The sequence below is a fragment of the Sphingomonas jejuensis genome, assembly GCF_011927695.1.
Classification (GTDB): Bacteria; Pseudomonadota; Alphaproteobacteria; order Sphingomonadales; family Sphingomonadaceae; genus Sphingomonas_K; species Sphingomonas_K jejuensis.
In genome coordinates this window covers 939741-963703 of record NZ_JAATJE010000001.1, presented here as the reverse complement: position 1 = coordinate 963703, position 23963 = coordinate 939741, and the positions used below count along the sequence as shown (strand labels likewise).

Sequence of the window (23963 nt, the reverse complement as noted above, 5' to 3'; positions counted from 1 at the left end):
CGGGTGTCGCCCAGAACTGCTTCCGCTTGGTGACATGTTCGGTTTGCACCGGCTGACGGCGCCCCTACAAGGCGATCACTCCATTGAACGCCAGGAGACACTTGGATGCGTGGTGCAGCATTGTTCGCGATTTCGGCAGGATTGCTCCTGGGTGGCTGTGCGCAGCAGCCCGGGAACGGCGCGAACAGCTCCGAACCGGACGCCGCAGCGCCCACGGCAGCGGCGACCGCGACCGCTGGAACCGGAACAGCCTGGGCCAATGGCGACCGCAAGCCGCTCGACATCCAGAGCGCGCATCCGAACGGCGTGGTGCTGCAGCTCACCTCGCTACAGTCGCGGCCGACCGAGACGGTGGTCGGGGTACGCGTCATCAACGGGCGCGAGCAGGCGATCGACCTCAACAGGTTCAACCGCAACCGCAACGGCTATCTCGCGCTCGACACGGGGGAGCGGCTATACCTCTCTCCGCCCGGCAGCAACCTGCGCCTGACCGTGGAGGCCGGACAGACCATGGAGGGCGAGCTGGTGTTCCTGGGCAAGCTTCCGCCGGTGCAGAATGCCGTGCTGATCCTCAACGAGAACAGCCAGACCGACAGCCAGTACACGACCACGCCCGCCTTCCGGATCAACATGCCCCTGGGCACCATCGCCGGAGCGGTCGCGCAATGAGCTCGGGGGCCGCGCGTGTGTCGATGCGCCTTATCCTTCTCGGCGCGAGCCTGATGGTGACCGGGTGCGACGGCGGCGGGCTGCTCGGCGGATCCGAGCCTTCGCCGATCGACGCGCAGATCGCGCATCCGAACGGCGCCGTCCTGCAGGTGCTGTCCCTCAGCGCCGGCGGTGACCGCGTCGAGGTCGCGGTTCGGCTGCTGAACGGGCGCGAGCGGGAGGTGACGCTCAATTCCGGCAGCGAGAACAGCTATATCCTTGCCGACAGTGGCGAGAAGCTGATGCTGATCCCGCCGGCGGGCAACCCTCAGCTCGCGGTCCCCGGCGGCCAGACGATGGATGGCGTGCTGGTGTTCAGCGGCAGCCTGCCACGGGCCGAGCGCGCGACGCTTGTGCTCAACGAGAACGGGTCTGCCGACAACGAGTACAGCGCCAGCCCGCGCTTCCAGGTGGTCCTGCCGCTCGACGGCGCCTTTGGCGCGTCCGGCGGCGCCGAGGCATCGGCGCTGTCCAATATGCGCCCCAATGCGGCGTCCTCGCTCCGCCAGGCCGCGGCGGGCGGATCGACCCTCGGCGCGGGTGGACAGGCGACCAGCGACCTGAGGGCGGTGGAAGCCCTCCGCAGCGAACTGGGCGCGACGCAGACCGACCGCGGGACGATCGTGTCGTTGCCGGGCGACGTGACGTTCGACTTCGACAAGGCGACGATCCGCGCGCAGGCCCGGCAGACGCTGGATCGGCTGGCCGCCCTCATCCAGGCGTCGCCTGCCGGCCAGATCGCGATCGAGGGCCACACCGATGCTAAGGGTGACGACGCCTACAACAAGCGGCTGTCGGAGGAGCGGGCCGAGGCGGTGCAGGCCTATCTTGTCGACAAGGGAATCGATGCCGGCAGGTTCCGGACGATCGGCCTGGGTGAGCTGAGGCCGGTTGCGCCGAATGCGCAGGCGGACGGCAGCGATGACGAGGCCGGGCGCCAGCGCAACCGGCGAGTCGAGGTGGTGCTGCCGAACGGCCCCACCGCCGCGCCCGCGCCCGGAAGCCAGAACGGCTCCTGACCCAGACGAGAGGCGTGTCGGCCGCTAGGCGCCGATGCTGGCGTCGACCGGACGAGCGCTCGGGATGGCGAGGGTGAAGCGGTCGGCGGCGATCTCAAGCCGTCCGCCCGCTGCTTCGGCGAGGCTGCGAACGAGCCGGAGCGAGAAGGCGAGACCGAGGATCGGGCCGCCCTCCTCCTCGTCCGCGCCAAGGTCGGGATCGAGCAGGTCGGCTTCCGTACGACCGGCCAGCCGCATGCTGCGGGTGACGTCAAGCCGCCAGTGATCGAGGTCGCCGCCGAGCGACGCCGTCACCGTCTCACCCGGCGCGGCGGTCAACAGCGCGGCCGTGACCAGCCGGGCGCCCATGCGTTCCAACCGGCCGCCGTCCGCAAGGATCGGCACCAACGCCGGGTCCGCGTCCAGCGTCAGGGTCACCCCGCGCTCGCGCGCCGCCGGAGTCGCGGCCGTGGCGATCGCGCGGGTGAACGCGTCCGGATCGACGCTGTCGATCTGAGTGGCGAGCTTGCCTCCGGCCAGGCGCGCCGCGGTGTCGAGGTCCTCGACCGCCTCCACCAGCCGCCGCGCGTCGGCGACGATCCGGCCGGCACGCTCCCGCTCGTCACGCGGCGCGGGGCCGAGAACCGCGTGCTCGATCATCTCGCCGAAGCCCACGATCGCGTTCAGAGGCGTCCGGATCTCGTGCACCAGCTGCTGCAGCGACCCGCCATCGGCTGCCAGCCCGAACAGGCCGCCCTGCCCCGCCTGCTCGTCGGCCCGCGGCCGCCGTGCGCTGCCACGATAGCCGGTGAAACGTCCCGTCCGATGGTCGAAGACCGGAACGGCGGACAAGCGCCAGCTGCCGGCAAGCGCCGTTCCCGCCGCCATCAGCAGCCGCCCGTTGCGGAAGGGCCGCCGCGCGCGCACCGCGCCCGCGACCTGCCCATCCACCCCGCGGTCGCTACCGGGCTCAGCAAGAGCAAGGATGCTGAGACCGATCAGTGCGGACGCGGGCACCCCGTCGACATGGTGGATCCGCGCCGTGACGTCGGTCTCGAAGGAAAACTGGTCGTGGACGTTGGCGATATCCGGAGCCTGAGCCGGGCCCGGCGGCGTCGCCTGGAAGCGGGCGATCCGCTCGAGCAGCTCCGACACTGATGGCAATGGCGAAGGTTGGGCGCGCTCGTCCTGCGGGTCGGCTGCTTCGTCGTTCGACGGCTGAACGGCAGCCGGTTCAATCGCAGGCCCGGATTGCACCGGATCCGCGGGAGGCGCCGCCAAGACGAAATCAGTCGCGCCGAAGCTTTCCAGCGCTCGTTCAACGTCGATGCCGAGATCGGCCCGGTGGCGGAGCAGCGCGCGCGCGGTGGGGGAAAGATCGGGCAGCAGGCCGAGCCACTGCGCGGTCGGCAGCCTCACCGCGCGCAGCAGCGGGCGGGCGACAAACGGGCTGTCTTCGGAAAAGAAGCGCACCAGCGCAGGCGGAACGCGGCGGCCGGCCAAGGCCTCCGCCGCAGCCCGGCGGATGTTCGCCGGAACAGCCTGGCGCCAGTCGCGCAGGCGGCGAAAGGCGTCACGCTCCAGCCGGACATCGTCGTCCGTGCGGCTTTGCGCCAACAGGTCCACAAGCTGACGCCATGCCGTCTGCCGCGCCGCGTCATCGGACTCGGGCTGCCGCAAAACGGTTGCCAGCATGTCATCGAACCGTACCACGTGCCCCCTTCACCAACCCCAGCATTGGGCTGGCGACAAACACGCGTTAAGTAGGCGGACACGCCAGTGACAGAGGCGAAAATGGCACGTTGCATAGTGGGACAATTGCGTTCACGCGCAATTTTATTAGGGACGGCCCATGGTTGATCAACGCCCGCAATCTTCTCCTCCGGCAACCAGCACGCTGGATGCCATCGACCTGCAGATCCTGGCCGAACTGCAGGACAATGGTCGCATGACCAACGTCGACCTCGCGCAGAAGGTGGGGCTGACGGCGCCGCCGTGCCTGCGGCGCGTGCGCGCGCTGGAACAGGCGGGCTTCATTCATGGCTACCATGCGACGCTTGATCCGCAGAAGCTGGGCTACGGCATCACCGTGTTCGCGATGGTGAGCCTGAAGAGCCAGGCGGAGGCGGACCTCAGGGCGTTCGAAACGCATGTCGCCGCCCTGCCGCAGGTGCGGGAATGCCATATGCTCAACGGCGAGATCGACTTCATCCTGAAGATCGTCGCCGCGGACCTCCAGGACTTCCAGGATTTCTTGACCAGCCGGCTGACGACGGCGCCGAACGTCGCGGGCGTGAAGACGTCGCTGACGATCCGCACGTCGAAGGCGGAGCCGGGCGTCCCGGTTCCGGAACACGGCTAGGCCAGTCCACTCGGCAAGAAAAAGGGGCTCCGGTTGATCGAACCGGAGCCCCTTTTGCTGTTGGCGTCGCGTCAGCCCGCGGTCGGTGTGGCCGCCGGTGCAGCGGCCGGGGCCGCCGCCGGAGCGGCGCTGCCGCGCGACGTCGTGTAGAGCGTCCAGAAGTCGGCGATGGGCTTGCGAACGCCCGTCACCTGCGCAAAGGCCGCGCGCGCTTCCTCACCCTGGCCCTGGCGGGCAAGCGCGATGCCGAGCCGCATGTTGGCAAGGTTGGTGTCGATGCCACCCTTCTGAAGCGCCGCGCGGTAGCCCTGCACCGCCAGCTGGTCCTCGCCATAGGCAAGGGCGACATTGGCGGTGTCGAGCGCGTCTGCAGCGCTGGCCGAGGCGATGCGGCCGCCGGATGCTGTCAGCTCACGACGGTCGGCCGTGATGCGCTGCGACGCGGGCGTGTAGATCTGCGCAAAGGCCGGCGCGGTGCGCTGCACGTCGCCGGATGCCTGACCCTCGTCGACCACGGCCTTCGCCTCGCCGAACAGGCCGCGATCATAGGCGAGCTGCGCGTAGGTGAAGTAATCCCGCTCGCTGGTCAGCGCGCCCGTCGCGCGCTTCAGCCGGTACAGGTCGAGCATGACCTGGCTGTCGAGGTTCTCGTTCGCTTCCTCGTAGATGACCAGCGCCGAGCGCCAGTTCTCCGGCGTCGGATAGGCCTCGACCTGCAGCCGGGTCCACTTGGCGACTTCAGGCGCCATCTGGCCTTGGTAGGCAACCGACGCACCACGGCGGTACCAGTCCTGCGGCGGCACGCGCCCGGCGGCACGCTCCTCGTTGATCGCCTGCTCCAGCAGCTGCAGACCCTGCTGCGTCCGGTTGGTGCGGAAATAAACGCTCGCCAGCATCAGCTTGACGTTGTTTTCGTTGTAGCCGGCCTGGATCGCCTCGTTCAGATAGCGCTCGGCCGCCGCATTGTCGTTGGCCTCATAGGCGAGGTTGCCGAGGAAGAAGCGGAAGCGCGGCAACTGCTCGGACGGGCCGACGCCGCTGTCCACGATCTCCTGCAGGGCGGCGCGCTGCACGGCCTTGTCGTTGGTGCCGAGGCCAACCCGCAGCCGAACCTGGCCCAGCGTGTACTTCTCGTCCGGGGTGGTGGCGAGCGGCGCGGCCGTGGCAAGCGCGGCGTTTGCGGCCGCCCAGTTCTGCTGGGTCGCCGCCTCGTCGGCGGGCGCGACCGCGGCGCGGAACTCGCGGGAGAGCGTGGGCGTGTACGCACCGGGCGCGGCCGCCGGCTGCTCCGCCTGCCGCTCACGACGGCGCTGTGCATCGGCCGGGGTCGCGGCAACGGCGAACAGCGCAACCGCTGCGGTGCCGAGCGACAGGGTGGACAGCAGCTTCATATGCTCTTCTCCTCAGGCGCGTCGCGCTGGGGACAGCGCGCGCTGAATGGCTTGGACCTGCTAAAGAGGCCGTGACGGACGCACAAGCATCCACGGCCGGCCACTTGCGGTCCGCGCTGTGAACCGTGGTTGAACCCGTCCGGTTCCCACGCGCCGGCTCGACGGCTGCAGGCATGGCGGCTAGGGGTCCAGCCATTCTGTGGCATGGAGGCGTTCCGGGTGAGCGGATCGGCGGTGGTGATCGGCGCGGGCGGCGGCATCGGCGCGGCCTTGCTGGATGCGATCCGCGAGGAAGGCGCGCATGACGCGGTCCATGGCTTCGCCCGCGACACGCTGGACATCACGGTGGAGGATCAGGTGCGCGCCGCAGCCGCCACCGTGGCGGCCGGCCCCGCCCCGACCCTGATCCTGATCGCGACCGGCCTTCTCCATGACGCCACCCATGGGCCGGAGAAGTCGCTGGCGGAGATCGATGCGGCGTGGATGGCCCGCAACTTTGCGATCAACACGATCGGCCCCGCGCTGATCATCAAGCATTTCCTGCCGCTGCTGCCGAAAGGCGACCGCGCGGTAATAGCGGCGCTGTCCGCCCGGGTGGGCAGCATCGGCGACAATCGCCTGGGTGGCTGGCACAGCTACCGGGCCGCGAAGGCGGCGCTCAACATGATCATCAAGGGCGCGTCGATCGAGGCAGCGCGCCAGCGCCCGCGCGCCATCATCGTCGGCCTGCACCCCGGGACCGTGGACACCCGGCTGAGCGAGCCGTTCCAGGGCAATGTGCGCCCCGGCACGCTGTTCTCGCCCGATCGCGCGGCCGTGCAGCTGCTCGATGTGCTCGAGGGGTTGAGCGTGCCGGACAGCGGCGGCATCTTTGCCTGGGACGGCAGCCCGGTCCCGGCCTGATCCGCCCGCCGCCGTCGCGCACGCGCGTACGCGTGCCCGCGCGCGGGGTTCCAACAGGGCCTCCCCTCCGCTAGGGTCCGCCTTTCATATCCTGCTACCGAAAGTCCTGCCTTGACCGACGAGACGCTGCTCGCCGACCCTTCCGACATTTCGCCGATCTCGATCGTCGACGAGATGAAGTCGAGCTATCTCGACTATGCCATGTCGGTGATCGTGGCGCGCGCGCTCCCCGACGTCCGCGACGGGTTGAAGCCGGTGCACCGCCGCATCCTTTACGCCAGCCAGGAAGGCGGCTTCGTCGCCGGGCGCCCTTATCGCAAGTCGGCCAAGATCGTCGGCGACGTGATGGGCAACTACCACCCGCACGGCGACAGCGCGATCTATGACGCGCTCGCCCGCATGACCCAGGACTGGGCGATGCGGGTGCCGCTGATCGACGGCCAGGGCAATTTCGGATCGATGGATCCCGATCCGCCCGCGTCGATGCGCTACACCGAGGCGCGGCTGGCACGCGTGTCCAACACGCTGCTCGACGACCTCGACAAGGATACCGTCGACTTCACGCCCAACTATGACGGGTCGCGCAGCGAGCCGCAGGTGCTGCCCGCGCGCTTCCCCAACCTGCTGGTCAACGGCGCGGGCGGCATCGCCGTCGGCATGGCGACCAACATCCCGCCGCACAATCTGGGCGAGGTGATCGCGGCGTGCCGGGCGTGGATCGCCGATCCGCTCATCACTACCGAGCAGCTGATGGAAATCGTGCCGGGGCCCGACTTCCCGACGGGCGGCACCATCCTGGGCCAGTCGGGCGCGCGCGCCGCCTACGGCTCCGGTCGCGGGTCGATCGTGGTCCGGTCGAAGTACGAGGTGGAGGAAGGCCGCGGCGACCGCCGGTCGATCGTCCTGACGGAGATCCCCTACCAGGTCGGCAAGAACAACCTGGTCGAGAAGATCGCGGAGGCTGCCAAGGACAAGCGGATCGAGGGCGTCAGCGACATCCGCGACGAAAGCTCGCGCCTGGGCGTGCGCATCGTCATCGACCTGAAGCGCGACGCCACGCCGGAAGTCGTGCTGAACCAGCTGTGGCGGCACACGCCCGCCCAGTCGGCCTTCTCCGCCAACATGCTGGCCATCCGCGGCGGCCGACCGGAACTGCTCGGCCTGAAGGACATCATCGAGGCCTTTGTCCGCTTCCGCGAGGAAGTGATCACCCGCCGGTCGAAGTTCGAGCTCAACAAGGCGCGGGAGCGCGCGCACATCTTGCTGGGCCTGGTGATCGCGGTCACCAACTTGGACGAGGTGGTCCGAATCATCCGCGGATCGGCCTCCCCCGCCGAGGCGCGCGCCGCGCTGCTCGCCCGCGACTGGCCGGTGGCGGAGATCGCGCCCTTCATCCGCCTGGTCGAAGCCGTCGACACCGAGGTGGAGGGCGACAGCTACCGCCTCAGCGAGCAGCAGGTGCGCGCCATCCTGGACCTGCGCCTGCACCGGCTGACCGCGCTTGGCCGCGACGAGATCGGCGACGAGCTGCGCCAGCTGGCCGACTCGATCGGCGAGCTGCTGCGCATCCTGTCGGACCGCAACCGCCTCTACGAGGTGATGCTGGAGGAATTCGCGGCGGTCGAGCAGGCCTATGCGACGCCCCGCCGGTCGCTGATCGCGCCCGCCGCCGACGGCATCGACGACGAGGACCTGATCGAGCGGGAGGACATGGTCGTGACCGTGACGCTCGGCGGGTACATCAAGCGCACGACGCTCGACAGCTTCCGCACCCAGGCGCGCGGCGGCAAAGGCCGGGCAGGAATGGCGACCAAGGAAGAGGATGTCGTCACCAAGCTGTTCGTGACGTCGACCCACACTCCGGTGCTGTTCTTTTCCGACCAGGGCAAGGTCTACCGCATGAAGGTGTGGCGCCTGCCGGAAGGCGGGCCGAGCACGCGCGGCCGGCCGATGGTGAACCTCCTTCCGCTTGCCGCCGACGAGCGGATCGCCGCCGTCCTTCCGCTGCCGGAGGACGAGGCGAGCTGGGCGGACCTCCACATCATGTTCGCGACCGCGCACGGGACGGTCCGGCGCAACAGCATGGACGCGTTCACCAACGTGCCGTCCAACGGCAAGATCGCGATGCGGTTCGGCACGGACGAGGACGGCGACCCCAGCGACCGCCTGATCGGCGTGTCGCTGCTGACCGAAGAAGACGACGTGCTGCTGGCGACGCGAAGCGGCCGAGCCATCCGCTTTGCAGCCACGGAGGTACGCGAGTTCCAGAGCCGCACGTCGACCGGTGTGCGCGGCATCACGCTGAAGGGCGACGACCAGGTCATCTCCCTGTCGATCCTGAAGGGCGTGGACGCGACCACCGAGGAACGTGACGCCTATCTCCGCGTCGCATCCTGGAAGGGCGGCGAGGACGAACTGGACGACCGCAACCAGGCTCTGTCGGATGCGGAGGAGTTCATCCTGACCGTCTGCGCCAACGGCTATGGCAAGCGGTCCTCCGCCTACGAATATCGGCGGACCGGGCGTGGTGGCCAAGGCATCACCAACATCGACAACCTTGCGCGCAACGGCGATGTCGTCGCCAGCTTCCCGGCACACAGCGGCGAGCAGCTGATGCTCGTCACCAACCAGGCGAAGCTGATCCGCATGTCTGTCGGCGACACCCGCGTGATCGGCCGCGCGTCGGCCGGCGTGCGCCTGTTCGACGTCGCGCGTGGCGAGCATGTGGTGGCTGCCGCCCGCATCGAGGAGAACGAGGCGGAGGCGGAAGCCGACGTGCGCGACGCCCCTGCCCCGCAGACGGTCGACCCGGTGCCCGACGCCGACACGGCGGAGCAGACGCTGGACCAGCCGGAGGAGCGCCCCGGCGGCGACGATCAGGCGTAAAGGTCGATCCGGTCCATGTCGGCCAGCGCCGCCGCATGCAGCAATGTGCGGTGGCAATGGCAGGGGTCGCGTTCGAAGCAGAGCAGAGCGCTCGGCGCCTCCCGCACCAGCGCCTGCAGGATCGCCGCCTCGGCCTCGGCCTCCGGCAAGCCGAGCTGGTCGGCATAGACCGCACGGAGCGTGGCGACGTCGCCCTTCTTCGCGGCATCACGGCCACGCTTCGGCGTGCCGAGCGCGCGGAGGTGGCGATAGTCGATGCCGGCCTCGCCCAGGGCCGCCGCCAGCGCCGACTTGGAAAAGCCAGGCCGGCGGGAGAGCGGCAGCGCGCGGACGTCGATCAGTCGCCGCACGCCCGCGCCCTGCAACGCCGCGATCAGACCGTCGACGGTGGCGCCTTCATACCCGATGGTGAAGACCTGCGGTCGATCCACGTCGGCGGCGCCTCCGTTCGCGTCACAGCTTCCGGAGCGCAACCGCCGCCATGGTGGTGGTCACGCCCCGGAACAGCAGGCTGATGCCCACGAACAGCCCCGCCATCTGCACGGCCGGAAACGGGTAGTTGAAGAACAGCAGCCCCGCGAGCAGTAGGTCCACGAGGCCCGCCACGATGAGCAGGGTGCGCCCGCCGCCGTTTGAGCGGGAGGCGCCGATCAATTCCATGATCCCGCGAACCAGCAGCCAGATGCTGAGCACGAGCGTGAGCGACAGCGCGCCGCGCAGCGGATCGAAGATCAGGACGAGCCCGGCGACGACCGACAGCGCGCCGAGCAGGATGTCCGACACCCGCCCATGGTCGCGCCGCGTGCGCACACCCATGACGATGCCGGCCACCCCGATCAGCAGCAGCACCCAGCCGGCGATGATGGTGGCGGCAAGTGCGGTGGCGCCTGGAAGCAGGATGGCGAGCAACCCGCCGATGATCAGCAGAATGCCAAGGGCAAGCAGCATGCCGGTTCCACGCGGCGGCGCGGCCTGTCCCGCTCCATTCCAGTTCGACGCCATCGATCCGCTCCCTCTTCCCAGTCCGTTGACGGGCAAGACGCCAGGAAGCGCCGCAGGTTCCTCGCATCCGTCGGCAGACGGCGCTAAGCGGCGGGCATGACATATCAGGTCCACATCATCGGCGGCGGACTGGCCGGATCGGAAGCCGCCTGGCAGCTCGCCCAAGCCGGCATCCGGGTGCGATTGTCCGAGATGCGGGGCGTCGAAGGCACGCCCGCGCACCAGACGGACAGTCTGGCCGAGCTCGTCTGTTCCAACAGTTTCCGATCGGACGATGCGGACGGCAACGCAGTGGGGCTGCTGCACCAGGAGATGCGCGCGCTCGGCTCCGTCATCATGGCGCAGGCCGACATCCACCGGGTGCCCGCAGGATCGGCTCTCGCGGTCGACCGGGACGGCTATGCCGAGGGCGTGACCCGCGCTCTGGCCGAGCATCCCAACGTGACGCTGGTGCGCGAACGGGTGGACACCCTGCCCGCCGGACCAGCAATCATCGCCACCGGCCCGCTGACGGCGGCGCCGCTCGCCGCCGCGATCCAGGCCGAGACCGGAAGCGATGCGCTCGCCTTCTTCGATGCGATCGCGCCGATCGTCCATCGCGACTCGATCGACATGGATGTCGCCTGGTTCCAGTCCCGCTGGAACAAGGGCGAAGGGCATGACTACATCAACTGCCCGCTCGATCGGGAGCAATATGCCGCCTTCCGCCAGGCGCTGCTCGACGGCGAAAAGGGCGAGTTCAAGGAGTGGGAGAAGAACACGCCCTATTTCGAAGGCTGCATGCCGATCGAGGTGATGGCGTCACGCGGGCTCGACACGCTGCGCTACGGTCCCATGAAGCCGGTCGGCCTCGACGATCCGCGCACCGGGCGCTGGCCCCATGCCGTCGTGCAGCTGCGGCAGGACAATGCGCTCGGCACGCTCTGGAACATGGTGGGGTTCCAGACCAAGCTGAAGCATGCCGAGCAGGTCCGCGTGTTCAGGACCATACCGGGGCTGGAGCGGGCCGAGTTCGCGCGGCTGGGCGGGCTGCACCGCAACACCTTCATCAACGCGCCGCGGCTGCTTGACGGCACGTTGCGGCTGCGCAGCGCCCCCCATGTGCGCTTCGCGGGGCAGATCACCGGGTGCGAGGGATACGTCGAGTCCGCCGCAGTGGGCTTGCTCGCCGGGCGCTTCCTGGCCGCGGAACTGCGGGGCGAGGCGCCGACCGTGCCCCCGGCCGAAACGGCGCTGGGCGCGCTGCTGGGCCACATCACCGGCGGCGCCGATGCACGCGACTATCAGCCGATGAACGTCAATTTCGGGCTGTTCCCGCCGGTCGACGGCAAGGTCAGGAAGTCGGAGCGGAAGGCCGCCATGGTCGCGCGGGCGCGCTCCGCGCTTGCCGCCTGGGCGGCATAGCGGTCAGTCGTCGCCGGCAGGTGCCGGACAGTCGCAGCGGGCTGCCACCCGCCGCGCGGCGCGCCGGACGGTGCGGGTGGTGGCGAACTCGGTGCGGGTCAGCCCGCCCGACCGGTCACCGTCCGCGCCGGCGAACTTGGTGGTGGTTCTCACCGCCCATTCGTCGAAGCTCAAGCGGCCATCGCCGTTCGCATCGAGCTTCCCGAAGGCCGTGCGGCGGCTGCGCAGATATTCCTCGCGCGTGATGAGATCGTCGCGGTCCTTGTCGTAACGATCGAAGCGGCGTTCCTCACGGCTCCGCTCGGTGGCGCGCGGCGGGGGTGGTGTGTCGACCGCTGCGGGCGCAACCTGGGCGATGTCGGACGCCGACGGCGGCGGGGGCGGCTCCGCGCCTGCGCGGTCACGCCAGAAAAAGACGCCGGCGGCGATCAGCAAGACGGCCGATGCCACGGAAGCCAGGATGCGCGTCACCAGGTCTCTCCCCCCACCCATGCAAAGCCTAGCCGCCGGCGCGAACATCGCAAGAGGGTCAGGCGCGCCCCGTCAGCGCATGCCACAGCATCGATGCCACCCGGCGCCTGCTGGCCGGCGGGGCTGCCGGTGCGCCGGCGGCGTCCTGCCGGGCCAGCCGGGCAAGCATGCCGAGCGGCCGCGCCCGTCGCGGCCAGCGGCGCGGCGCCGCGCGCATCGCCTCCCCGGCGGCCGCGGAGGCTTGTTCCGCAAGGGTCCTGTCGCTCAGGTGACGCGCGACGTCGGCAAGCGCCCAGCCGCGCCCGGCGGCCCGGATCCCGTCGTCGGCCACAATCCCGCACAATGGCGCCGCGACCGCGAACAGCGTTTCGCCGCGCTCAACCGCGTGGACGCGGATGGCGTCCAACGTCAACGGCTCATCCAGCAGCGCTTCCCAGCCCTCCACGATGCGGGTCAACGACGCGGTCCGGTCCGGATCCAACTCGGCAAGTGCGACGAGGACCGGCTCGGGCGGCGGCGCGGCTCCGGCCGACAGCGCCGCCAAGGCCTCATGCCACCAGGTCAACCGCATCTGGCCGATCAGCGGCTGGCTGGTGGTCCGCAGCACGCCGGCCAAACGCTCGTCCAGGGCGAACAAGGCCGCCAGCGTCGACCGCGCCGCGGCCGGTGCATAGGTGACGGCAATGGCGCGCTCCGGATCCGCCAGGGCAAGCGGGGCGGCTTTGCTGTCCAATCCCGTTAACGCCACCTGCTTAGCCTTCCTTTAGCACTTTGCCGGCAAAGACTGTGCCCCTGTCGCTTTAGCAGGAGCATTCGGGCCATGGGCTCGTCCCGTCTCGAACGAATCAAGGGTCTTCCGCTCAGCCTGTGGCGCAATCGCCGCGGCGCGACCATGCCGATCATGGTGGCGGGCATGATCCCCGTGCTTGCCGGTGTCGGCGGCGCGATCGACCTCAGCCGAATCTACCTCATCCGCAGCCAGATGCAGGCCGGCGTGGACGCCGCCGCGCTGGCCGGCGCGCGCGCCTTCGGTGACACCACCAACGGTGCCGGCGGCAGGAACACGCAGGTTCAGGTCTATTTCGAAGAGAATTTCAGCGACGGCTATCTCGGCGCGCCGGAGATCGTGCCCGTTCCGCAATTCTCCACCAACAGCGGCATCAACGTGACCCGCGTCACCGCAAGCGTCGAGCTGCCGATGCTGTTCATGCAGATCTTCGGCATCGGCGAGAAGAACATCGAGGTGGTGGCGCAGGCGGAGCTTCAGCCGAAGCCGCTCGAGGTGATGGTCGTGCTCGACGACACGGGATCGATGAACACCCGGGACGTGGGCGGCGGGACGCGCATGGATGCGCTGAAGAACGCCATGTACAGCTTCATCAACATCCTGCACCAGGGATCGAGCAATCGTTCGGAACTGGCGCTTGGGTTCGTCACCTACACGGTGACCACCAATGTCGGGCAGCAACTGCGCGACGCCGGCGTTGCGATCCGCGATGTCGACGGGTTCACCAACGTGGCGAGCTACACCGGCGGGTCCAACGCCTGGGACAAGAACCCGCTCGGCTGGAAGGGGTGCGTCATGAACGACGACACCATCAACGACCTGAACGCCAATCCCGCCGATGTGGAGAACGACTACCGCCGCGGCGCGTGGGACGTGAACCGCTCGCTGCCGGGCGATGCCGACGGTCACCCGCCGGTGACGCCCTACCTTTATCCTCCTCACAGCCCGCGTCGTGGACCGACCTATGACAAGAACAAGGTCATGACGTCGGACTACAGCGGCGCCTATGAAACGGCCGCGCGTGTCGCCGACAATTATGGCGGATCTGGCAACAACAATTTCTATTTGCTCAGCCCAGGCGGCGACATGGCGATCGGGCAGCGTCTTGCGAACTCACCCGCCTATCGTGACGAATTTTATCACTATTATATCGGGCTGAACGCCAATTCGTCGAATATCAACGACGATGTGATCACGACGCCGTCCGGAGAATACTACAATCCGTCAACGGGCGGCTCGCATGGCACGCACTGGGTCGTGAACTATTCACGCGTTCCCTTCATCACCAACACGTCGCACTGGCGTCAGCCGAATGCAAAGTACGGCTTCACGACGCTCAATGGCCGGTCGGACACCAACGGGTTGTCGCGGACCGGCTACAACCTCAACATGCCAACGCCCAATTGGCAATGTCCTGAGCCCGCAATGACGGTTCAGTATGGCCGCAACAAGTCGGTTTATGATGATTATATCAGATACCATAACATGCCGTTGGAACCGGCAAGCGGAACTCTGCATCACATCGGCATGCTGTGGGGCTATCGAATGCTTACGCGTGATGACAAGTTCGTGCGCAATAATCCCATCGAAAACCAGACACCACTCCGCGCTCTGGTCTTTATGACGGATGGACAGTCAAGTACCGGCGAAAGTGTCGATGCGAACAATCGTGAATTCTGGATGGGCGCCTATGGCTCACGACGCCACAAGCGACTGACCGCCAATGGACCCACGACCACGCAGATCATGCGCCGGTTCGGAAAGGTGTGCCAGGCGGCGAAGAACGATGGCATCGTTGTATACATCGTTTCGTTGAAAGCAGCGGTATCAGAATTCAGCACCTGTGCTGGCCCGCGCTACTACCAGACCGAAGATGCAGCGGCGATCCGCTCCGCCTTCGATCAGATCGCGGTCGACCTCGTCGACCTGCACCTGACGCAATGACGCGGCGTTCGCTCCGCCGCGATCGGCGCGGCACCACCGTGATCGAGTTCGCGGTGCTCGCCCCCGTTCTGATCCTGCTGATCATCGGGTCGATCGAGATGGGTCATTTCGTGATGGTCCGTTCGACCCTCGAGGGTGCGCTGGGCACCGCTGCGCGCAAGGCGATGGCGGATCTGACCGCGACCGAAGAGGAGCGCGACGAGCAGCTGCGCGCGTCCGTGACGCGCCAGATGGCGACCTTCCCGACGATCGATGGTGAGGAACTGGAGATCGAGACCACGGTCTACGCCAAGTTCGGCGACGCTTATCCGGAGTCGTTCGAGGACACGAACGAGAACGGGCAGTATGACGGCCCAAACGGCACCTTTCCCGGCGAAAGCTTCGACGACCGGAACCGCAACGGCGTGCGCGACATGGCGACGCAGAAGGACGGCCTGCTCGGCGGGCCGGGCGATGTCGTCGCCTACCGGGCGGTCTTCCCGGCGGCCCTGTTTTTCAAGCCGCTGGGCGAGATCCTCGGGCTGGGCGAAGGCATCACCATGTCCGCGGATATCGTGATGCGGAACGAACCCGTCGTCCGATCGGCACGCAGCTCATGAGCGGGCTGTCGTGCAAACGCCGGCTGTTCCGCCGGCTCCGGTCCGACCGGCGGGGGGTCGCGTTCCTGGAGTTCGCGCTGACGCTGCCGATGTTCCTTGGCTTCGTCGCGGCCGGGCTGGAGTTCAGCCATCTGATGATGACCAACATGCGCGTGCAGCGGCTGGCGACGATGACGGCCGACATGATCGCGCAGCGCGGCGCATCGGACAAGCAGATCTCTGAAATGCAGATCTACGACATCATGTTCGCGCTGGATGTCGCGGCCCAGCCGCTCAAGATGCGGGAACATGGTCGGATCATCATCAGCGCCGTGCTCGGCGAGGACACCAACAACGACCGCGTCGCCGACTACAACCGCATCAAGTGGCAGCGTTACGACGGCGGCTTCACAACGGCGACCAACATCATCGGCTGCCGGCAGAACAACGACCGTGCGGTGCTGAAGGACAGCCGCTCGCTGGTGCTGAACGAGGCCTTCTTCATGGCCCAGGTCAGCTACGAATATGATCCGCTGTTCGGCGAAAGCCTGGTGCGCTGGTTCGGCGTGCCGGAGGTGATCACGCGCACGGCCGCCTACCGGGGCCGCGGATCGGTGTTCAAGCCCGTGCTGACGACGCCCGGCTATGCCCCCAAGGAAAACTGCACGTCGCCGAGCGGGCTCTGAGCGGGCAGGGCCGCCGGCGCTGACACCGGCGGCCCGTTCGCCTCAGCGGTAGCTGACCTTCTTCGCCGCCGCGACCACGTCGTCGACCTTGATCAGCGCCATCTTCTCAAGATTGGCGGCATAGGGCAGCGGCACGTCGACATTGGTGACGCGCAACACCGGCGCGTCCAGATCGTCGAAGCCTTCTTCCATGACGACGGCCGCGATCTCGGACGCGATCGAACAGGTCGGCCACCCTTCCTCGACCACGACCACCCGGTTGGTCTTGGCGAGCGACTTCAGCACCGTCTTGGTGTCGAGCGGGCGCAGCGTGCGCAGGTCGATCACCTCGGCATCGATGCCCTCGTCTGCCAGCTTCTTGGCGGCATCGAGCGAGACGCCGACGCCAATCGAATAGCTGACGATGGTCACGTCCTTGCCGGGCCTGGCGATCCGCGCCTTGCCGATCGGCAGGACATAATCGTCCAGCTTCGGCACCTCGAAGCTCTGGCCGTAGAGCAGCTCGTTCTCCAGGAACACGACCGGATCCTCGGACCGGATCGCCGCCTTCAGCAGGCCCTTCGCATCCGCCGCCGAATAGGGCGCGATCACGATCAGGCCGGGAACGCTGGCATACCAGGGACCGTAGTTCTGGCTGTGCTGCGCCCCCACGCGCGCGGCCGCGCCGTTGGGACCGCGGAACACGATCGGGCAGCGCATCTGCCCGCCCGACATGTAGTTGGTCTTGGCGGCCGAATTGATGATGTGGTCGATCGCCTGCATGGCGAAGTTGAACGTCATGAACTCGATGATCGGGCGAAGACCACCCATGGCCGCGCCCGTGCCGACGCCGGCAAAGCCATATTCGGTGATCGGCGTGTCGATGACGCGCTTGGCGCCGAACTCGTCGAGCAGGCCCTGCGTCACCTTGTACGCACCCTGATACTCGGCGACCTCCTCGCCCATCACGAAGATGCGCTTGTCGGCGCGCATCTCCTCCGCCATCGCGTCGCGCAGCGCCTCGCGGACGGTGGTCTTCACCATCTCGGTGCCCTCCGGCACCTCCGGATCGCCCGCGCCGGCCTCGTCCACGGCATGGACCAGGTCGCGTGCGCCGGTTTCCATCTGGTGCGGCTCGGCCGATTCCGGGATCGGCGGCGCACCCTGATCCTTCGGCTGCTCGGTCGGCGTCGCGTTGGCGGCATCGCCCGCGCGGCTTTCTGTCGTGCTGGCGGCCGTCGCGGTGGACGCGTCCTCACCCTCTTCGGCGATGACGGCGATCGGCGCGCCGACCTTCACATTGTCGGTGCCCTCGGCCACCAGGATCTTGGCGACCGTGCCCTCGTCCACCGCCTCGAACTCCATGGTCGCCTTGTCGGTCTCGATCTCGGCAAGGATGTCGCCGGACTTCACCGCGTCGCCTTCCTTCACCAGCCACTTGGCGAGCGTGCCCTCCTCCATCGTCGGGGACAGCGCAGGCATCTTCAGCTCGACGGCCATCTTAATAGGTCTCCACCAGCACGTCGGTCCAAAGCTCCTTCTCGTCCGGCTCCGGGCTCTGCTCCGCGAAGTCGGCGGACTCGGCGACGATCGCGCGAATCTGCTTTTCCAGATCCTTCAGCGCGTCCTCGCCGACGCCCATTCCTTCCAGTTCCTTCTTGGCACGCTCGATCGGATCGGCGGTGTCGCGCATCTGCTGCACCTCGTCGCGGCTGCGATACTTGGCCGGATCCGACATCGAATGGCCGCGATAACGGTAGGTCTTGAACTCCAGCACGATCGGTCCCTTGCCGCCGCGCACCCATTCCAGCGCACGCTCGGCCGCGCCGCGCACGGCCAGCACGTCCATTCCGTCCACCTGGATGCCGGGGATGCGGAAGCTTTCGCCGCGCAGGTAGAACTGGTCCTCGGAGGCCGATCGTGCGGTGGACGTGCCCATCGCATACTGGTTGTTCTCGATGACGAAGATGATGGGCAGGTCCCACAGCTTTGCCATGTTGAAGCTTTCGTAGACCTGGCCCTGGTTGGCCGCGCCGTCGCCGAAATAGGCGAGGCACACGCCGCCATCCTCGTTGTACTTGTGCCCGAAGGCGAGCCCGGTGCCGAGCGACACCTGCGCGCCGACGATGCCGTGGCCGCCATAGAACTTATGCTCGACGCTGAACATGTGCATCGAGCCGCCCTTGCCCTTGGAGATGCCGGCGCCGCGCCCGGTCAGCTCCGCCATGATCACCTTCGGGTCGATGCCGTAGGCGAGCATGTGGCCATGGTCGCGGTAGCCGGTGATGACCGAGTCCTTGCCCGGCTCCAGCGCGGACTGCAGCCCAACGGCCACGGCCTCCTGCCCGATGTAGAGGTGGCAGAAGCCGCCGATCAACCCGAGCCCGTAGAGCTGGCCCGCCTTCTCCTCGAAACGGCGGATCAGCAGCATCTGCCGGTAGAATTCGAGGAGCTGCTCCTTGGTCGGCTCGAAGCGGGTCGGCTCGCCCGGGCGCTCCCGGTTGGGAAGCTGGTTGCTGGTGTGGGTGGCAGCCGGTTCGGGTTTTGCGGTCGCGGGACGTGCCAAGGGGCTGGCCTCTCTTGTTCGGTGTCTCAGTTGGCTGAACGCCTATAGGCGCGTGGCGCTCCACGTCGCAACCTGTGGCCGCGCCGCGGATGCCGCAGCGGCACGGGCCTCAATCGAGCGGGATGATGACCTCGTCCGGATGGGCGACGCCAAGCTCCTTTCGGACCAGTTCGTCGACCATGTCGGGGTTGGCGTGCTTGGGATCGAGGAGCGCCACGCGGTGCGCCAGCGCGTCGCGCGCCTTGCCGACCTCCGCCAGGTGCGCCTTGCGCGCCTCCAGCTCCCGGCTGTAGCCGCCAAAGGCGACAACGCCGTTCTGCCCGAAGATCGCGGACCCGCCGAACACGGCGATGACGACGACCGCGGCCGCGCGACCGGCATAGCCGCGCAGGACGCTGGCACGCGACACGGGCTTCGATTTCAAGCGGTTCGCCATGTCACAGCAGAATCACAAAGCGGCGCTTCGATCAAGCCCTTGCCGACTTGATCGCGGCGCGCCCGGCGTAGCGGGCGACCGGCCCGAGCTCCTCCTCGATCCGAAGCAGCTGGTTGTACTTGGCAAGCCGGTCCGACCGGGCAAGGCTGCCCGTCTTGATCTGACCGCAGTTGGTGGCGACCGCCAGGTCGGCGATGGTCGCATCCTCCGTCTCGCCCGACCGGTGCGACATGACCGCGGTGTAGCCGGCACGCTGCGCCAGCGACACCGCCTCCAGCGTTTCCGACAGCGTGCCAATCTGGTTGACCTTCACCAGCAGGGAATTGGCGAGTCCGTCCCGGATGCCGTCGGCAAGCCGCTTCGGGTTGGTCACGAACAGGTCGTCGCCGACCAGCTGGCACCGGTCGCCGAGCGCGCGGGTCAGCTGTCCCCAGCCCTCGTAATCGTCCTCGGCCATGCCGTCCTCGATCGAGGCGATCGGATAGCGGGCGGCGAGGTCGACAAGATAGTCGGACATCTCGGCAGGCGCGAGGCTGCGCCCTTCCCCATCCAGGCGGTACCGGCCATCCTTGAAGAACTCGGTCGCCGCGCAGTCCAGCGCCAGCAGCACCTGCTCGCCCGGCCGATATCCTGCCGTCTCGATCGCGCGCATCAGGAAGTTGAGCGCGTCGGTCGTGGAGCCCAGATTGGGGGCAAAGCCGCCTTCGTCGCCCACTGCCGTCGCGAGCCCCGCGTCGTGCAGCGCCTTCTTCAGCGTGTGGAAGATCTCGGCGCCCCAGCGCAGGCCTTCGCCGAAGGTCTCCGCCCCCACCGGCATGACCATGAATTCCTGGAAGTCGATCGGGTTGTCCGCATGCGCGCCGCCGTTGATGACGTTCATCATCGGCACCGGCAGCACATGGGCATGGACGCCGCCAACATAGCGGTAGAGCGGCAGGCCGACCGCCTCGGCCGCCGCCTTTGCGACCGCCAGGCTGACGCCCAGGATGGCGTTGGCGCCCAGCCGCCCCTTGTTGTCCGTTCCGTCCAGCGCGATCAGAGCAGCGTCGATCTCGCCCTGATCCTCGGCTTCGAAGCCCAGCACGGCCTCGGCGATCTCGCCGTTCACCGCGCGCACGGCCTCGCCCACGCCCTTGCCCAGCCAGCGCGCCTTGTCGCCGTCGCGCTTTTCCACCGCCTCGAACGCGCCCGTCGATGCGCCAGACGGCACCGCCGCCCGGCCCATGCTGCCGTCTTCCAGCGTGGCTTCGACCTCCACCGTCGGATTTCCGCGGCTGTCGAGGATCTGGCGCGCATGAAGGTCGACGATCGCGGTCATGTTGGGTCAACTCCGATGGTTGGAAGCGCGCCGGCTCTATCGTCCGCCCACCTCGATCGCAATGGAACCTGCGTCGATCGGTGGTTGTTCAGGACGCGAAACGGCCTTGCCTCAACAGGAGGATCTAATGAGCGACATCAACACGGGCACCACCGACGCGACCGGAACCGGCGGCGACACGTCGTCAAAGGGACGCTTCAGCCAGGCCGCCCAGGCAGCCCGCAGCGCGGCGTCGGATGCCGCGTCGAGCGCGCGTGGTGAGGCCGCATCGCTGAAGTCGCAGGCGGGTGACAAGCTTCGCTCCTTCGCCGTGGACGGCAAGGAGCGCGCATCGGGCGCGCTGGGTGAGCTGTCGTCGATGCTGGAAGATGCCGCCTCGCAGATCGACAAGCGGCTGGGATCGCAGTTCGGAGGCTATGCGCGCCAGGCGGCGGGCGCTGTCTCCGGTTTCGCCGACACGTTGCGGGACAAGGATGTCGACGACCTGCTGGACGATGCGCGGGGCTTCGTGCGGCGCAGCCCGGCGGTTGCGATCGGCGCGGCAGCGGCAGTTGGCTTCGTGCTCGCGCGCGTCGTCAAGTCGGGCTTCGACGAGGCTCGGACGCTCGGCACCGACCCGTCGAGCACCGCCGACGTGTCGTTCAAGGCCGACACGACCACCTTTCCCGATGCTGATCGCGGCGGCCAGACGCTGTGATCGATGGCCGGAATGCTGCTGATGACCTTGGCCTGGCCGATCTGATCGGCCAGGTCCGGGAGGACGGGGTCCGCTATGCAAAGGCGGAGATCGCCTTTCACCGCGAGCGGCTGACGCTGCGCGTCGGCGAGTTCAAGCAGGTGGCCATCTTCGGCGTGGCGGCGGCGCTGATCGCGCTGTCGGCGCTGATCACGCTGCTGGTCGGGCTGGTGATGACGCTGACGCCGCGGGTGGGCCCGTTCTGGGCGACACTGATCGTCGTGGGCGCATCGCTCCTTCTGGCATTTCTGCTGGTGAAGGTCGCACAACGGCATCTCGGTCGGATCGGGGGTGCGGCATGAGCAATCCCGCCACGCTTGCCGCGCTCGACGCGGAACGTCAGGCGGCACGTGCCCGGCTTGAGGCGACGTTCACCCTGCTGAAGGCGCGAAGCTCGCCCAGCGCGATCGCCGCACGAGCCGTTGAGGACGCGCGCGAAAAGGCGAGCCTCGCCGGGCAGCAGGCTGTCGACACCGCGCGTGAAAACCCGCTCGCAGTGGGTGGGGCCGCGGCCGTCATCGCATCGCTGCTCGCCTGGACGATCGGCAGCAAGCGACGCCACCGGCGCCACGACCTCGCAACCGCGCCCGACCGAGAAACGTTTCAGAAACACGCGGCCGGCGACACGGAACGCCGCGCCGAAGATCCTAAAGGAGCTTGAGCGATGACCGACAATCATGACGCGACCGGCAGCCAGGCTCGCGCCTCGGGAACATTGGCCTCGGCAAAGGACGCGGTCAGCCACGGCCTCTCGACGGTCAGAGACAAGGCGTCCGGCGCCTATGACGCGACCAAGGACCGCGCCTCGTCCGCCTACCAGAGCGGCCGGGATGGGTTGAGCAGCGCAACCGCACGCGCCAGCGACGGGCTGGAGCAGAACCCGCTGGTCGCCCTCGCTGGCGGCATCGCCATCGGCGCCGTGGTCGGCGCGCTCTTGCCCCGCACGCGGCAGGAGACCCAGCTGCTGGGCGGCGTCGGGCGCACCCTTGCGGACCGCGCACGCTCGGCCACGGCGGCGGCCAAGCAGGCCGGGCAGGAGAAGCTGGACGAGCTCGGCGTCAGCAGCTCGGCCGCGAAGGGCAAGGCCGCATCGCTGGTCGACGTGGCCAAGCAGGTCGCCGGATCGGCCGGGGCCGCTGCCACGCAGGCGGCGCGGGACGGATCGACCGGCACCGATGCCGGCAGCCAGCAGGGCACGTCCTCATCCGGATCGTCCGCAGGCGACACCGGCAGCGACACGGGGTCTGCGACGCCGCCGACCACCGGTACGGGCGGCACCTCTGTTCTTGGTGCCGACGACGGAAGCACGGAGAACCTCTATTCCGGCGTCCGCCCGAACGATGGCGAGACGCCCCGCGCCTGACGCGACCGGCTTGAACGACGCGGGGGGTGGCTGCTAGGCGCGGCCACCCCCCCGCTTCGTTTTGAAAGGCCGTTCCTTGAGCAAGCTTCACTTCGTCTTCGGCGGTCGCGTGAAGGATCCGCGCACGCTCGACTTTGCCGACCTGGAGCAGATGCACGTCGTCGGCTTCTTCCCGGACTACAAGAGCGCAGAGGATGCGTGGCGCGCCAATGCGCAGCGCACGGTCGACGATGCCGAGATGCGCTATGTGATCGTGCATCTTCACCGCATGCTTGAGCCGCGGCTGGACGCCTGACGCCTCAGGCGTTTCGATAGCGGAAGAGCAGAAGCGGACGGGCGAGCAGCAATCCGGCCAGGAAGCCGCCGACATGGGCGGCGACCGCCACGCGCTGCGCCGTGCCGAAGCTTGCCAGTTCGATCATCGACTGGATCACGATCCACGCCGCCGCCAGCCAGAGCAGGCGGACGGCATGGGCCGACAGTGGGCCGATCGCCCTCACCTGCTGGCGGCTATAAAGAAGCGCATAAGCGCCGACCACGCCGGACACCGCGCCGCTCGCGCCGATCATCGGCACTGCGCTGGTCGGGTCGAGCGCATATTGCGCGAGCGCCCCGACATAGGCGCTGACGACATAGAGCAGAGCGAGCAGCCGCCCGCCGATCGCCTGCTCGACGAACCGGCCGCAGAACACCAGCATCAGCAGGTTGAAGCCGACATGCAGCAGGTTGGCGTGGAGCAGCGTCGCGCTGAGCGGTGTCAGCACCAGCGGCACGCCGCCTCCCACCTCGACCAGGTCGGACAGGCGCGCGGGGATGAAGCCGCCCGCCACCGCTGCCATCGGCCCAAGGCCGAGCAACGCCACGATCGCCCATGCCACGAAGGTCGCACCGGCAATCGCGACCGTCACCGGCCCCGGCGGCATCTTCACGGGCATCGACCTGCCCCGTGACGGGTCAGATGAACTCGATCTTTGAGACGACGTAGTAGCGATCGCCCGACGGCACGGTGACCTCCACCTCGTCGTCGACGCGGCGCCCGATCAGCGCGCGGCCCAGCGGCGAGTTGTAGGAGATGCGGCCCGACTTCGCGTCCGCCTCTTCCTGACCGACGATCTGGTAGGTGATCGGCTTGTCGTTCTCGTCCAGCAGGGTGACGGTCGCGCCGAACACAATCTTGTCGCCCGACAGCTCGGTGGGGTCGATCACCTGCGCGCGGCTCAGCTTGTCTTCCAGGTCGGAGATCTGCGCCTCGATCTGGCCCTGACGCTCCTTGGCGGCATGATATTCCGCGTTCTCGGACAGGTCGCCATGGGCGCGCGCTTCCTCGATCGCATCGATCACAGCCGGGCGCTCGATCGTTTTGAGGCGATGGAGGTCCTCGGTCACCTTGCGGTGCCCCTCGGCCAGCATCGGCATCTTCTCGACGGTCGCCATCGACTTACCCT

26 protein-coding genes are annotated in these 23963 nt (G+C 68.1%); 14 read left to right on the top strand and 12 right to left on the bottom strand.

Annotated elements, in window-relative coordinates; translation table 11 throughout:
* Positions 1 to 105 precede the first annotated feature (105 nt).
* The gene (locus tag GGR88_RS04780) at positions 106 to 669 is read left to right on the top strand and encodes a hypothetical protein (RefSeq protein ID WP_167953458.1); all 564 of its coding nucleotides are present in this window, start codon (positions 106 to 108) and stop codon (positions 667 to 669) included.
* On the top strand, positions 666 to 1727 hold the full coding sequence (locus tag GGR88_RS04775) for an OmpA family protein (RefSeq protein WP_167953457.1): 1062 nt from the start codon (positions 666 to 668) through the stop codon (positions 1725 to 1727). The genes GGR88_RS04780 and GGR88_RS04775 overlap by 4 nt, the downstream gene beginning before the upstream one ends.
* Before the next feature lie 24 nt (positions 1728 to 1751).
* Here the strand turns inward: GGR88_RS04775 and GGR88_RS15590 are convergent, their stop codons facing one another.
* Positions 1752 to 3419, bottom strand: coding sequence for a histidine kinase dimerization/phospho-acceptor domain-containing protein (locus tag GGR88_RS15590; RefSeq protein WP_167953456.1), 1668 nt, complete (start codon positions 3417 to 3419; stop codon positions 1752 to 1754).
* 139 nt (positions 3420 to 3558) lie between these two features.
* Here GGR88_RS15590 and GGR88_RS04765 point away from each other — a divergent pair, with 139 nt between their 5' ends.
* Positions 3559 to 4068: an Lrp/AsnC family transcriptional regulator gene (locus GGR88_RS04765; protein ID WP_167953455.1), complete on the top strand. Its 510-nt coding sequence runs from the start codon at positions 3559 to 3561 to the stop codon at positions 4066 to 4068.
* Between the two features lie 71 nt (positions 4069 to 4139).
* On the opposite strand, the gene GGR88_RS04760 is transcribed toward GGR88_RS04765, so the two are convergent.
* Positions 4140 to 5459 carry a tetratricopeptide repeat protein gene (locus tag GGR88_RS04760; protein WP_167953454.1) on the bottom strand — a complete coding sequence of 440 codons (1320 nt, stop codon included), beginning with the start codon at positions 5457 to 5459 and terminating at the stop codon, positions 4140 to 4142.
* A gap of 204 nt (positions 5460 to 5663) precedes the next feature.
* Here GGR88_RS04760 and GGR88_RS04755 point away from each other — a divergent pair, with 204 nt between their 5' ends.
* Entirely contained in the window at positions 5664 to 6362 is a 699-nt protein-coding gene (locus tag GGR88_RS04755; RefSeq protein ID WP_167953453.1) for an SDR family NAD(P)-dependent oxidoreductase, read from the top strand.
* 111 nt (positions 6363 to 6473) lie between these two features.
* Entirely contained in the window at positions 6474 to 9248 is a 2775-nt protein-coding gene (gyrA, locus tag GGR88_RS04750; RefSeq protein ID WP_167953452.1) for a DNA gyrase subunit A, read from the top strand.
* Here gyrA and GGR88_RS04745 read toward each other — a convergent pair.
* Both GGR88_RS04745 and GGR88_RS04740 read right to left on the bottom strand, forming a co-directional pair.
* Positions 9239 to 9679: a DUF488 domain-containing protein gene (locus GGR88_RS04745; protein WP_342449719.1), complete on the bottom strand. Its 441-nt coding sequence runs from the start codon at positions 9677 to 9679 to the stop codon at positions 9239 to 9241. The two genes, gyrA and GGR88_RS04745, sit on opposite strands and share 10 nt — an antisense overlap.
* 22 nt (positions 9680 to 9701) lie before the next feature.
* The gene (locus GGR88_RS04740) at positions 9702 to 10250 is read right to left on the bottom strand and encodes an HdeD family acid-resistance protein (protein WP_167953450.1); all 549 of its coding nucleotides are present in this window, start codon (positions 10248 to 10250) and stop codon (positions 9702 to 9704) included.
* A 96-nt stretch (positions 10251 to 10346) separates the two neighbouring features.
* Here GGR88_RS04740 and trmFO point away from each other — a divergent pair, with 96 nt between their 5' ends.
* Positions 10347 to 11654: a methylenetetrahydrofolate--tRNA-(uracil(54)-C(5))-methyltransferase (FADH(2)-oxidizing) TrmFO gene (gene trmFO / locus GGR88_RS04735; protein ID WP_167953449.1), complete on the top strand. Its 1308-nt coding sequence runs from the start codon at positions 10347 to 10349 to the stop codon at positions 11652 to 11654.
* 3 nt (positions 11655 to 11657) lie between these two features.
* On the opposite strand, the gene GGR88_RS04730 is transcribed toward trmFO, so the two are convergent.
* Both GGR88_RS04730 and GGR88_RS04725 read right to left on the bottom strand, forming a co-directional pair.
* Positions 11658 to 12125, bottom strand: a complete 468-nt coding sequence (locus GGR88_RS04730) for an EF-hand domain-containing protein (RefSeq protein WP_342449718.1) — start codon at positions 12123 to 12125, stop codon at positions 11658 to 11660.
* Between the two features lie 58 nt (positions 12126 to 12183).
* The gene (locus tag GGR88_RS04725) at positions 12184 to 12873 is read right to left on the bottom strand and encodes a squalene/phytoene synthase family protein (protein ID WP_342449717.1); all 690 of its coding nucleotides are present in this window, start codon (positions 12871 to 12873) and stop codon (positions 12184 to 12186) included.
* A gap of 72 nt (positions 12874 to 12945) precedes the next feature.
* Between GGR88_RS04725 and GGR88_RS04720 the strand changes: the two genes are divergently transcribed.
* The 3 genes from GGR88_RS04720 to GGR88_RS04710 are packed head-to-tail and all read left to right on the top strand — an operon-like array spanning position 12946 to position 16120.
* Positions 12946 to 14856 carry a pilus assembly protein TadG-related protein gene (locus tag GGR88_RS04720; protein ID WP_167953447.1) on the top strand — a complete coding sequence of 637 codons (1911 nt, stop codon included), beginning with the start codon at positions 12946 to 12948 and terminating at the stop codon, positions 14854 to 14856.
* Positions 14853 to 15455 (top strand): TadE/TadG family type IV pilus assembly protein, encoded by a 603-nt coding sequence (locus GGR88_RS04715; RefSeq protein WP_167953446.1) that lies wholly within the window; start codon positions 14853 to 14855, stop codon positions 15453 to 15455. The genes GGR88_RS04720 and GGR88_RS04715 overlap by 4 nt, the downstream gene beginning before the upstream one ends.
* Positions 15452 to 16120 carry a TadE/TadG family type IV pilus assembly protein gene (locus GGR88_RS04710; RefSeq protein WP_167953445.1) on the top strand — a complete coding sequence of 223 codons (669 nt, stop codon included), beginning with the start codon at positions 15452 to 15454 and terminating at the stop codon, positions 16118 to 16120. Before GGR88_RS04715 ends, GGR88_RS04710 begins: the two co-directional genes overlap by 4 nt.
* 42 nt (positions 16121 to 16162) lie before the next feature.
* Here the strand turns inward: GGR88_RS04710 and GGR88_RS04705 are convergent, their stop codons facing one another.
* From GGR88_RS04705 to eno, 4 genes are all read right to left on the bottom strand, one after another.
* Positions 16163 to 17599: a pyruvate dehydrogenase complex E1 component subunit beta gene (locus GGR88_RS04705; protein WP_167953444.1), complete on the bottom strand. Its 1437-nt coding sequence runs from the start codon at positions 17597 to 17599 to the stop codon at positions 16163 to 16165.
* 1 nt (position 17600) lies between these two features.
* Complete coding sequence (gene pdhA, locus GGR88_RS04700) at positions 17601 to 18665, bottom strand: pyruvate dehydrogenase (acetyl-transferring) E1 component subunit alpha (protein ID WP_167953443.1); 1065 nt, start codon at positions 18663 to 18665, stop codon at positions 17601 to 17603.
* A gap of 109 nt (positions 18666 to 18774) precedes the next feature.
* Positions 18775 to 19101 carry an FtsB family cell division protein gene (locus GGR88_RS04695; protein WP_167953442.1) on the bottom strand — a complete coding sequence of 109 codons (327 nt, stop codon included), beginning with the start codon at positions 19099 to 19101 and terminating at the stop codon, positions 18775 to 18777.
* Positions 19102 to 19132: 31 nt separating this feature from the next.
* Positions 19133 to 20419, bottom strand: coding sequence for a phosphopyruvate hydratase (gene eno, locus GGR88_RS04690; protein WP_167953441.1), 1287 nt, complete (start codon positions 20417 to 20419; stop codon positions 19133 to 19135).
* 127 nt (positions 20420 to 20546) lie between these two features.
* On the opposite strand from eno, the gene GGR88_RS04685 reads away from it, so the two are divergent.
* The 5 genes from GGR88_RS04685 to GGR88_RS04665 all read left to right on the top strand — a co-directional run bounded on the left by GGR88_RS04685 (position 20547) and on the right by GGR88_RS04665 (position 22813).
* Entirely contained in the window at positions 20547 to 21116 is a 570-nt protein-coding gene (locus GGR88_RS04685; protein WP_167953440.1) for a hypothetical protein, read from the top strand.
* Entirely contained in the window at positions 21113 to 21457 is a 345-nt protein-coding gene (locus tag GGR88_RS04680; protein WP_167953439.1) for a phage holin family protein, read from the top strand. The genes GGR88_RS04685 and GGR88_RS04680 overlap by 4 nt, the downstream gene beginning before the upstream one ends.
* Positions 21454 to 21816, top strand: coding sequence for a DUF3618 domain-containing protein (locus tag GGR88_RS04675; protein WP_167953438.1), 363 nt, complete (start codon positions 21454 to 21456; stop codon positions 21814 to 21816). Before GGR88_RS04680 ends, GGR88_RS04675 begins: the two co-directional genes overlap by 4 nt.
* A 3-nt stretch (positions 21817 to 21819) precedes the next feature.
* Complete coding sequence (locus tag GGR88_RS04670) at positions 21820 to 22518, top strand: hypothetical protein (RefSeq protein WP_167953437.1); 699 nt, start codon at positions 21820 to 21822, stop codon at positions 22516 to 22518.
* 76 nt (positions 22519 to 22594) lie between these two features.
* On the top strand, positions 22595 to 22813 hold the full coding sequence (locus tag GGR88_RS04665; protein WP_167953436.1) for a DUF4170 domain-containing protein: 219 nt from the start codon (positions 22595 to 22597) through the stop codon (positions 22811 to 22813).
* A gap of 4 nt (positions 22814 to 22817) precedes the next feature.
* Here the strand turns inward: GGR88_RS04665 and GGR88_RS04660 are convergent, their stop codons facing one another.
* Both GGR88_RS04660 and greA read right to left on the bottom strand, forming a co-directional pair.
* On the bottom strand, positions 22818 to 23447 hold the full coding sequence (locus tag GGR88_RS04660; protein ID WP_167954364.1) for a rhomboid family intramembrane serine protease: 630 nt from the start codon (positions 23445 to 23447) through the stop codon (positions 22818 to 22820).
* A 25-nt stretch (positions 23448 to 23472) separates the two neighbouring features.
* On the bottom strand, positions 23473 to 23952 hold the full coding sequence (gene greA / locus GGR88_RS04655) for a transcription elongation factor GreA (RefSeq protein WP_167953435.1): 480 nt from the start codon (positions 23950 to 23952) through the stop codon (positions 23473 to 23475).
* Between the last annotated feature and the right edge of the window lie 11 nt (positions 23953 to 23963).

What these genes read in the sequence shown, in the direction of transcription:
- GGR88_RS04780 (WP_167953458.1), top strand. Translation starts at nt 106, where the DNA reads ATGCGTGGTGCAGCATTGTTCGCGATTTCGGCAGGATTGCTCCTGGGT.
- GGR88_RS04775 (WP_167953457.1), top strand. Translation starts at nt 666, where the DNA reads ATGAGCTCGGGGGCCGCGCGTGTGTCGATGCGCCTTATCCTTCTCGGC.
- GGR88_RS04765 (WP_167953455.1), top strand. Translation starts at nt 3,559, where the DNA reads ATGGTTGATCAACGCCCGCAATCTTCTCCTCCGGCAACCAGCACGCTG.
- GGR88_RS04760 (WP_167953454.1), bottom strand. Translation starts at nt 5,459, where the DNA reads ATGAAGCTGCTGTCCACCCTGTCGCTCGGCACCGCAGCGGTTGCGCTG.
- GGR88_RS04755 (WP_167953453.1), top strand. Translation starts at nt 5,664, where the DNA reads ATGGAGGCGTTCCGGGTGAGCGGATCGGCGGTGGTGATCGGCGCGGGC.
- GGR88_RS04740 (WP_167953450.1), bottom strand. Translation starts at nt 10,250, where the DNA reads ATGGCGTCGAACTGGAATGGAGCGGGACAGGCCGCGCCGCCGCGTGGA.
- trmFO (WP_167953449.1), top strand. Translation starts at nt 10,347, where the DNA reads ATGACATATCAGGTCCACATCATCGGCGGCGGACTGGCCGGATCGGAA.
- GGR88_RS04720 (WP_167953447.1), top strand. Translation starts at nt 12,946, where the DNA reads ATGGGCTCGTCCCGTCTCGAACGAATCAAGGGTCTTCCGCTCAGCCTG.
- GGR88_RS04715 (WP_167953446.1), top strand. Translation starts at nt 14,853, where the DNA reads ATGACGCGGCGTTCGCTCCGCCGCGATCGGCGCGGCACCACCGTGATC.
- GGR88_RS04710 (WP_167953445.1), top strand. Translation starts at nt 15,452, where the DNA reads ATGAGCGGGCTGTCGTGCAAACGCCGGCTGTTCCGCCGGCTCCGGTCC.
- GGR88_RS04705 (WP_167953444.1), bottom strand. Translation starts at nt 17,599, where the DNA reads ATGGCCGTCGAGCTGAAGATGCCTGCGCTGTCCCCGACGATGGAGGAG.
- GGR88_RS04695 (WP_167953442.1), bottom strand. Translation starts at nt 19,101, where the DNA reads ATGGCGAACCGCTTGAAATCGAAGCCCGTGTCGCGTGCCAGCGTCCTG.
- eno (WP_167953441.1), bottom strand. Translation starts at nt 20,419, where the DNA reads ATGACCGCGATCGTCGACCTTCATGCGCGCCAGATCCTCGACAGCCGC.
- GGR88_RS04685 (WP_167953440.1), top strand. Translation starts at nt 20,547, where the DNA reads ATGAGCGACATCAACACGGGCACCACCGACGCGACCGGAACCGGCGGC.
- GGR88_RS04675 (WP_167953438.1), top strand. Translation starts at nt 21,454, where the DNA reads ATGAGCAATCCCGCCACGCTTGCCGCGCTCGACGCGGAACGTCAGGCG.
- GGR88_RS04670 (WP_167953437.1), top strand. Translation starts at nt 21,820, where the DNA reads ATGACCGACAATCATGACGCGACCGGCAGCCAGGCTCGCGCCTCGGGA.
- greA (WP_167953435.1), bottom strand. Translation starts at nt 23,952, where the DNA reads ATGGCGACCGTCGAGAAGATGCCGATGCTGGCCGAGGGGCACCGCAAG.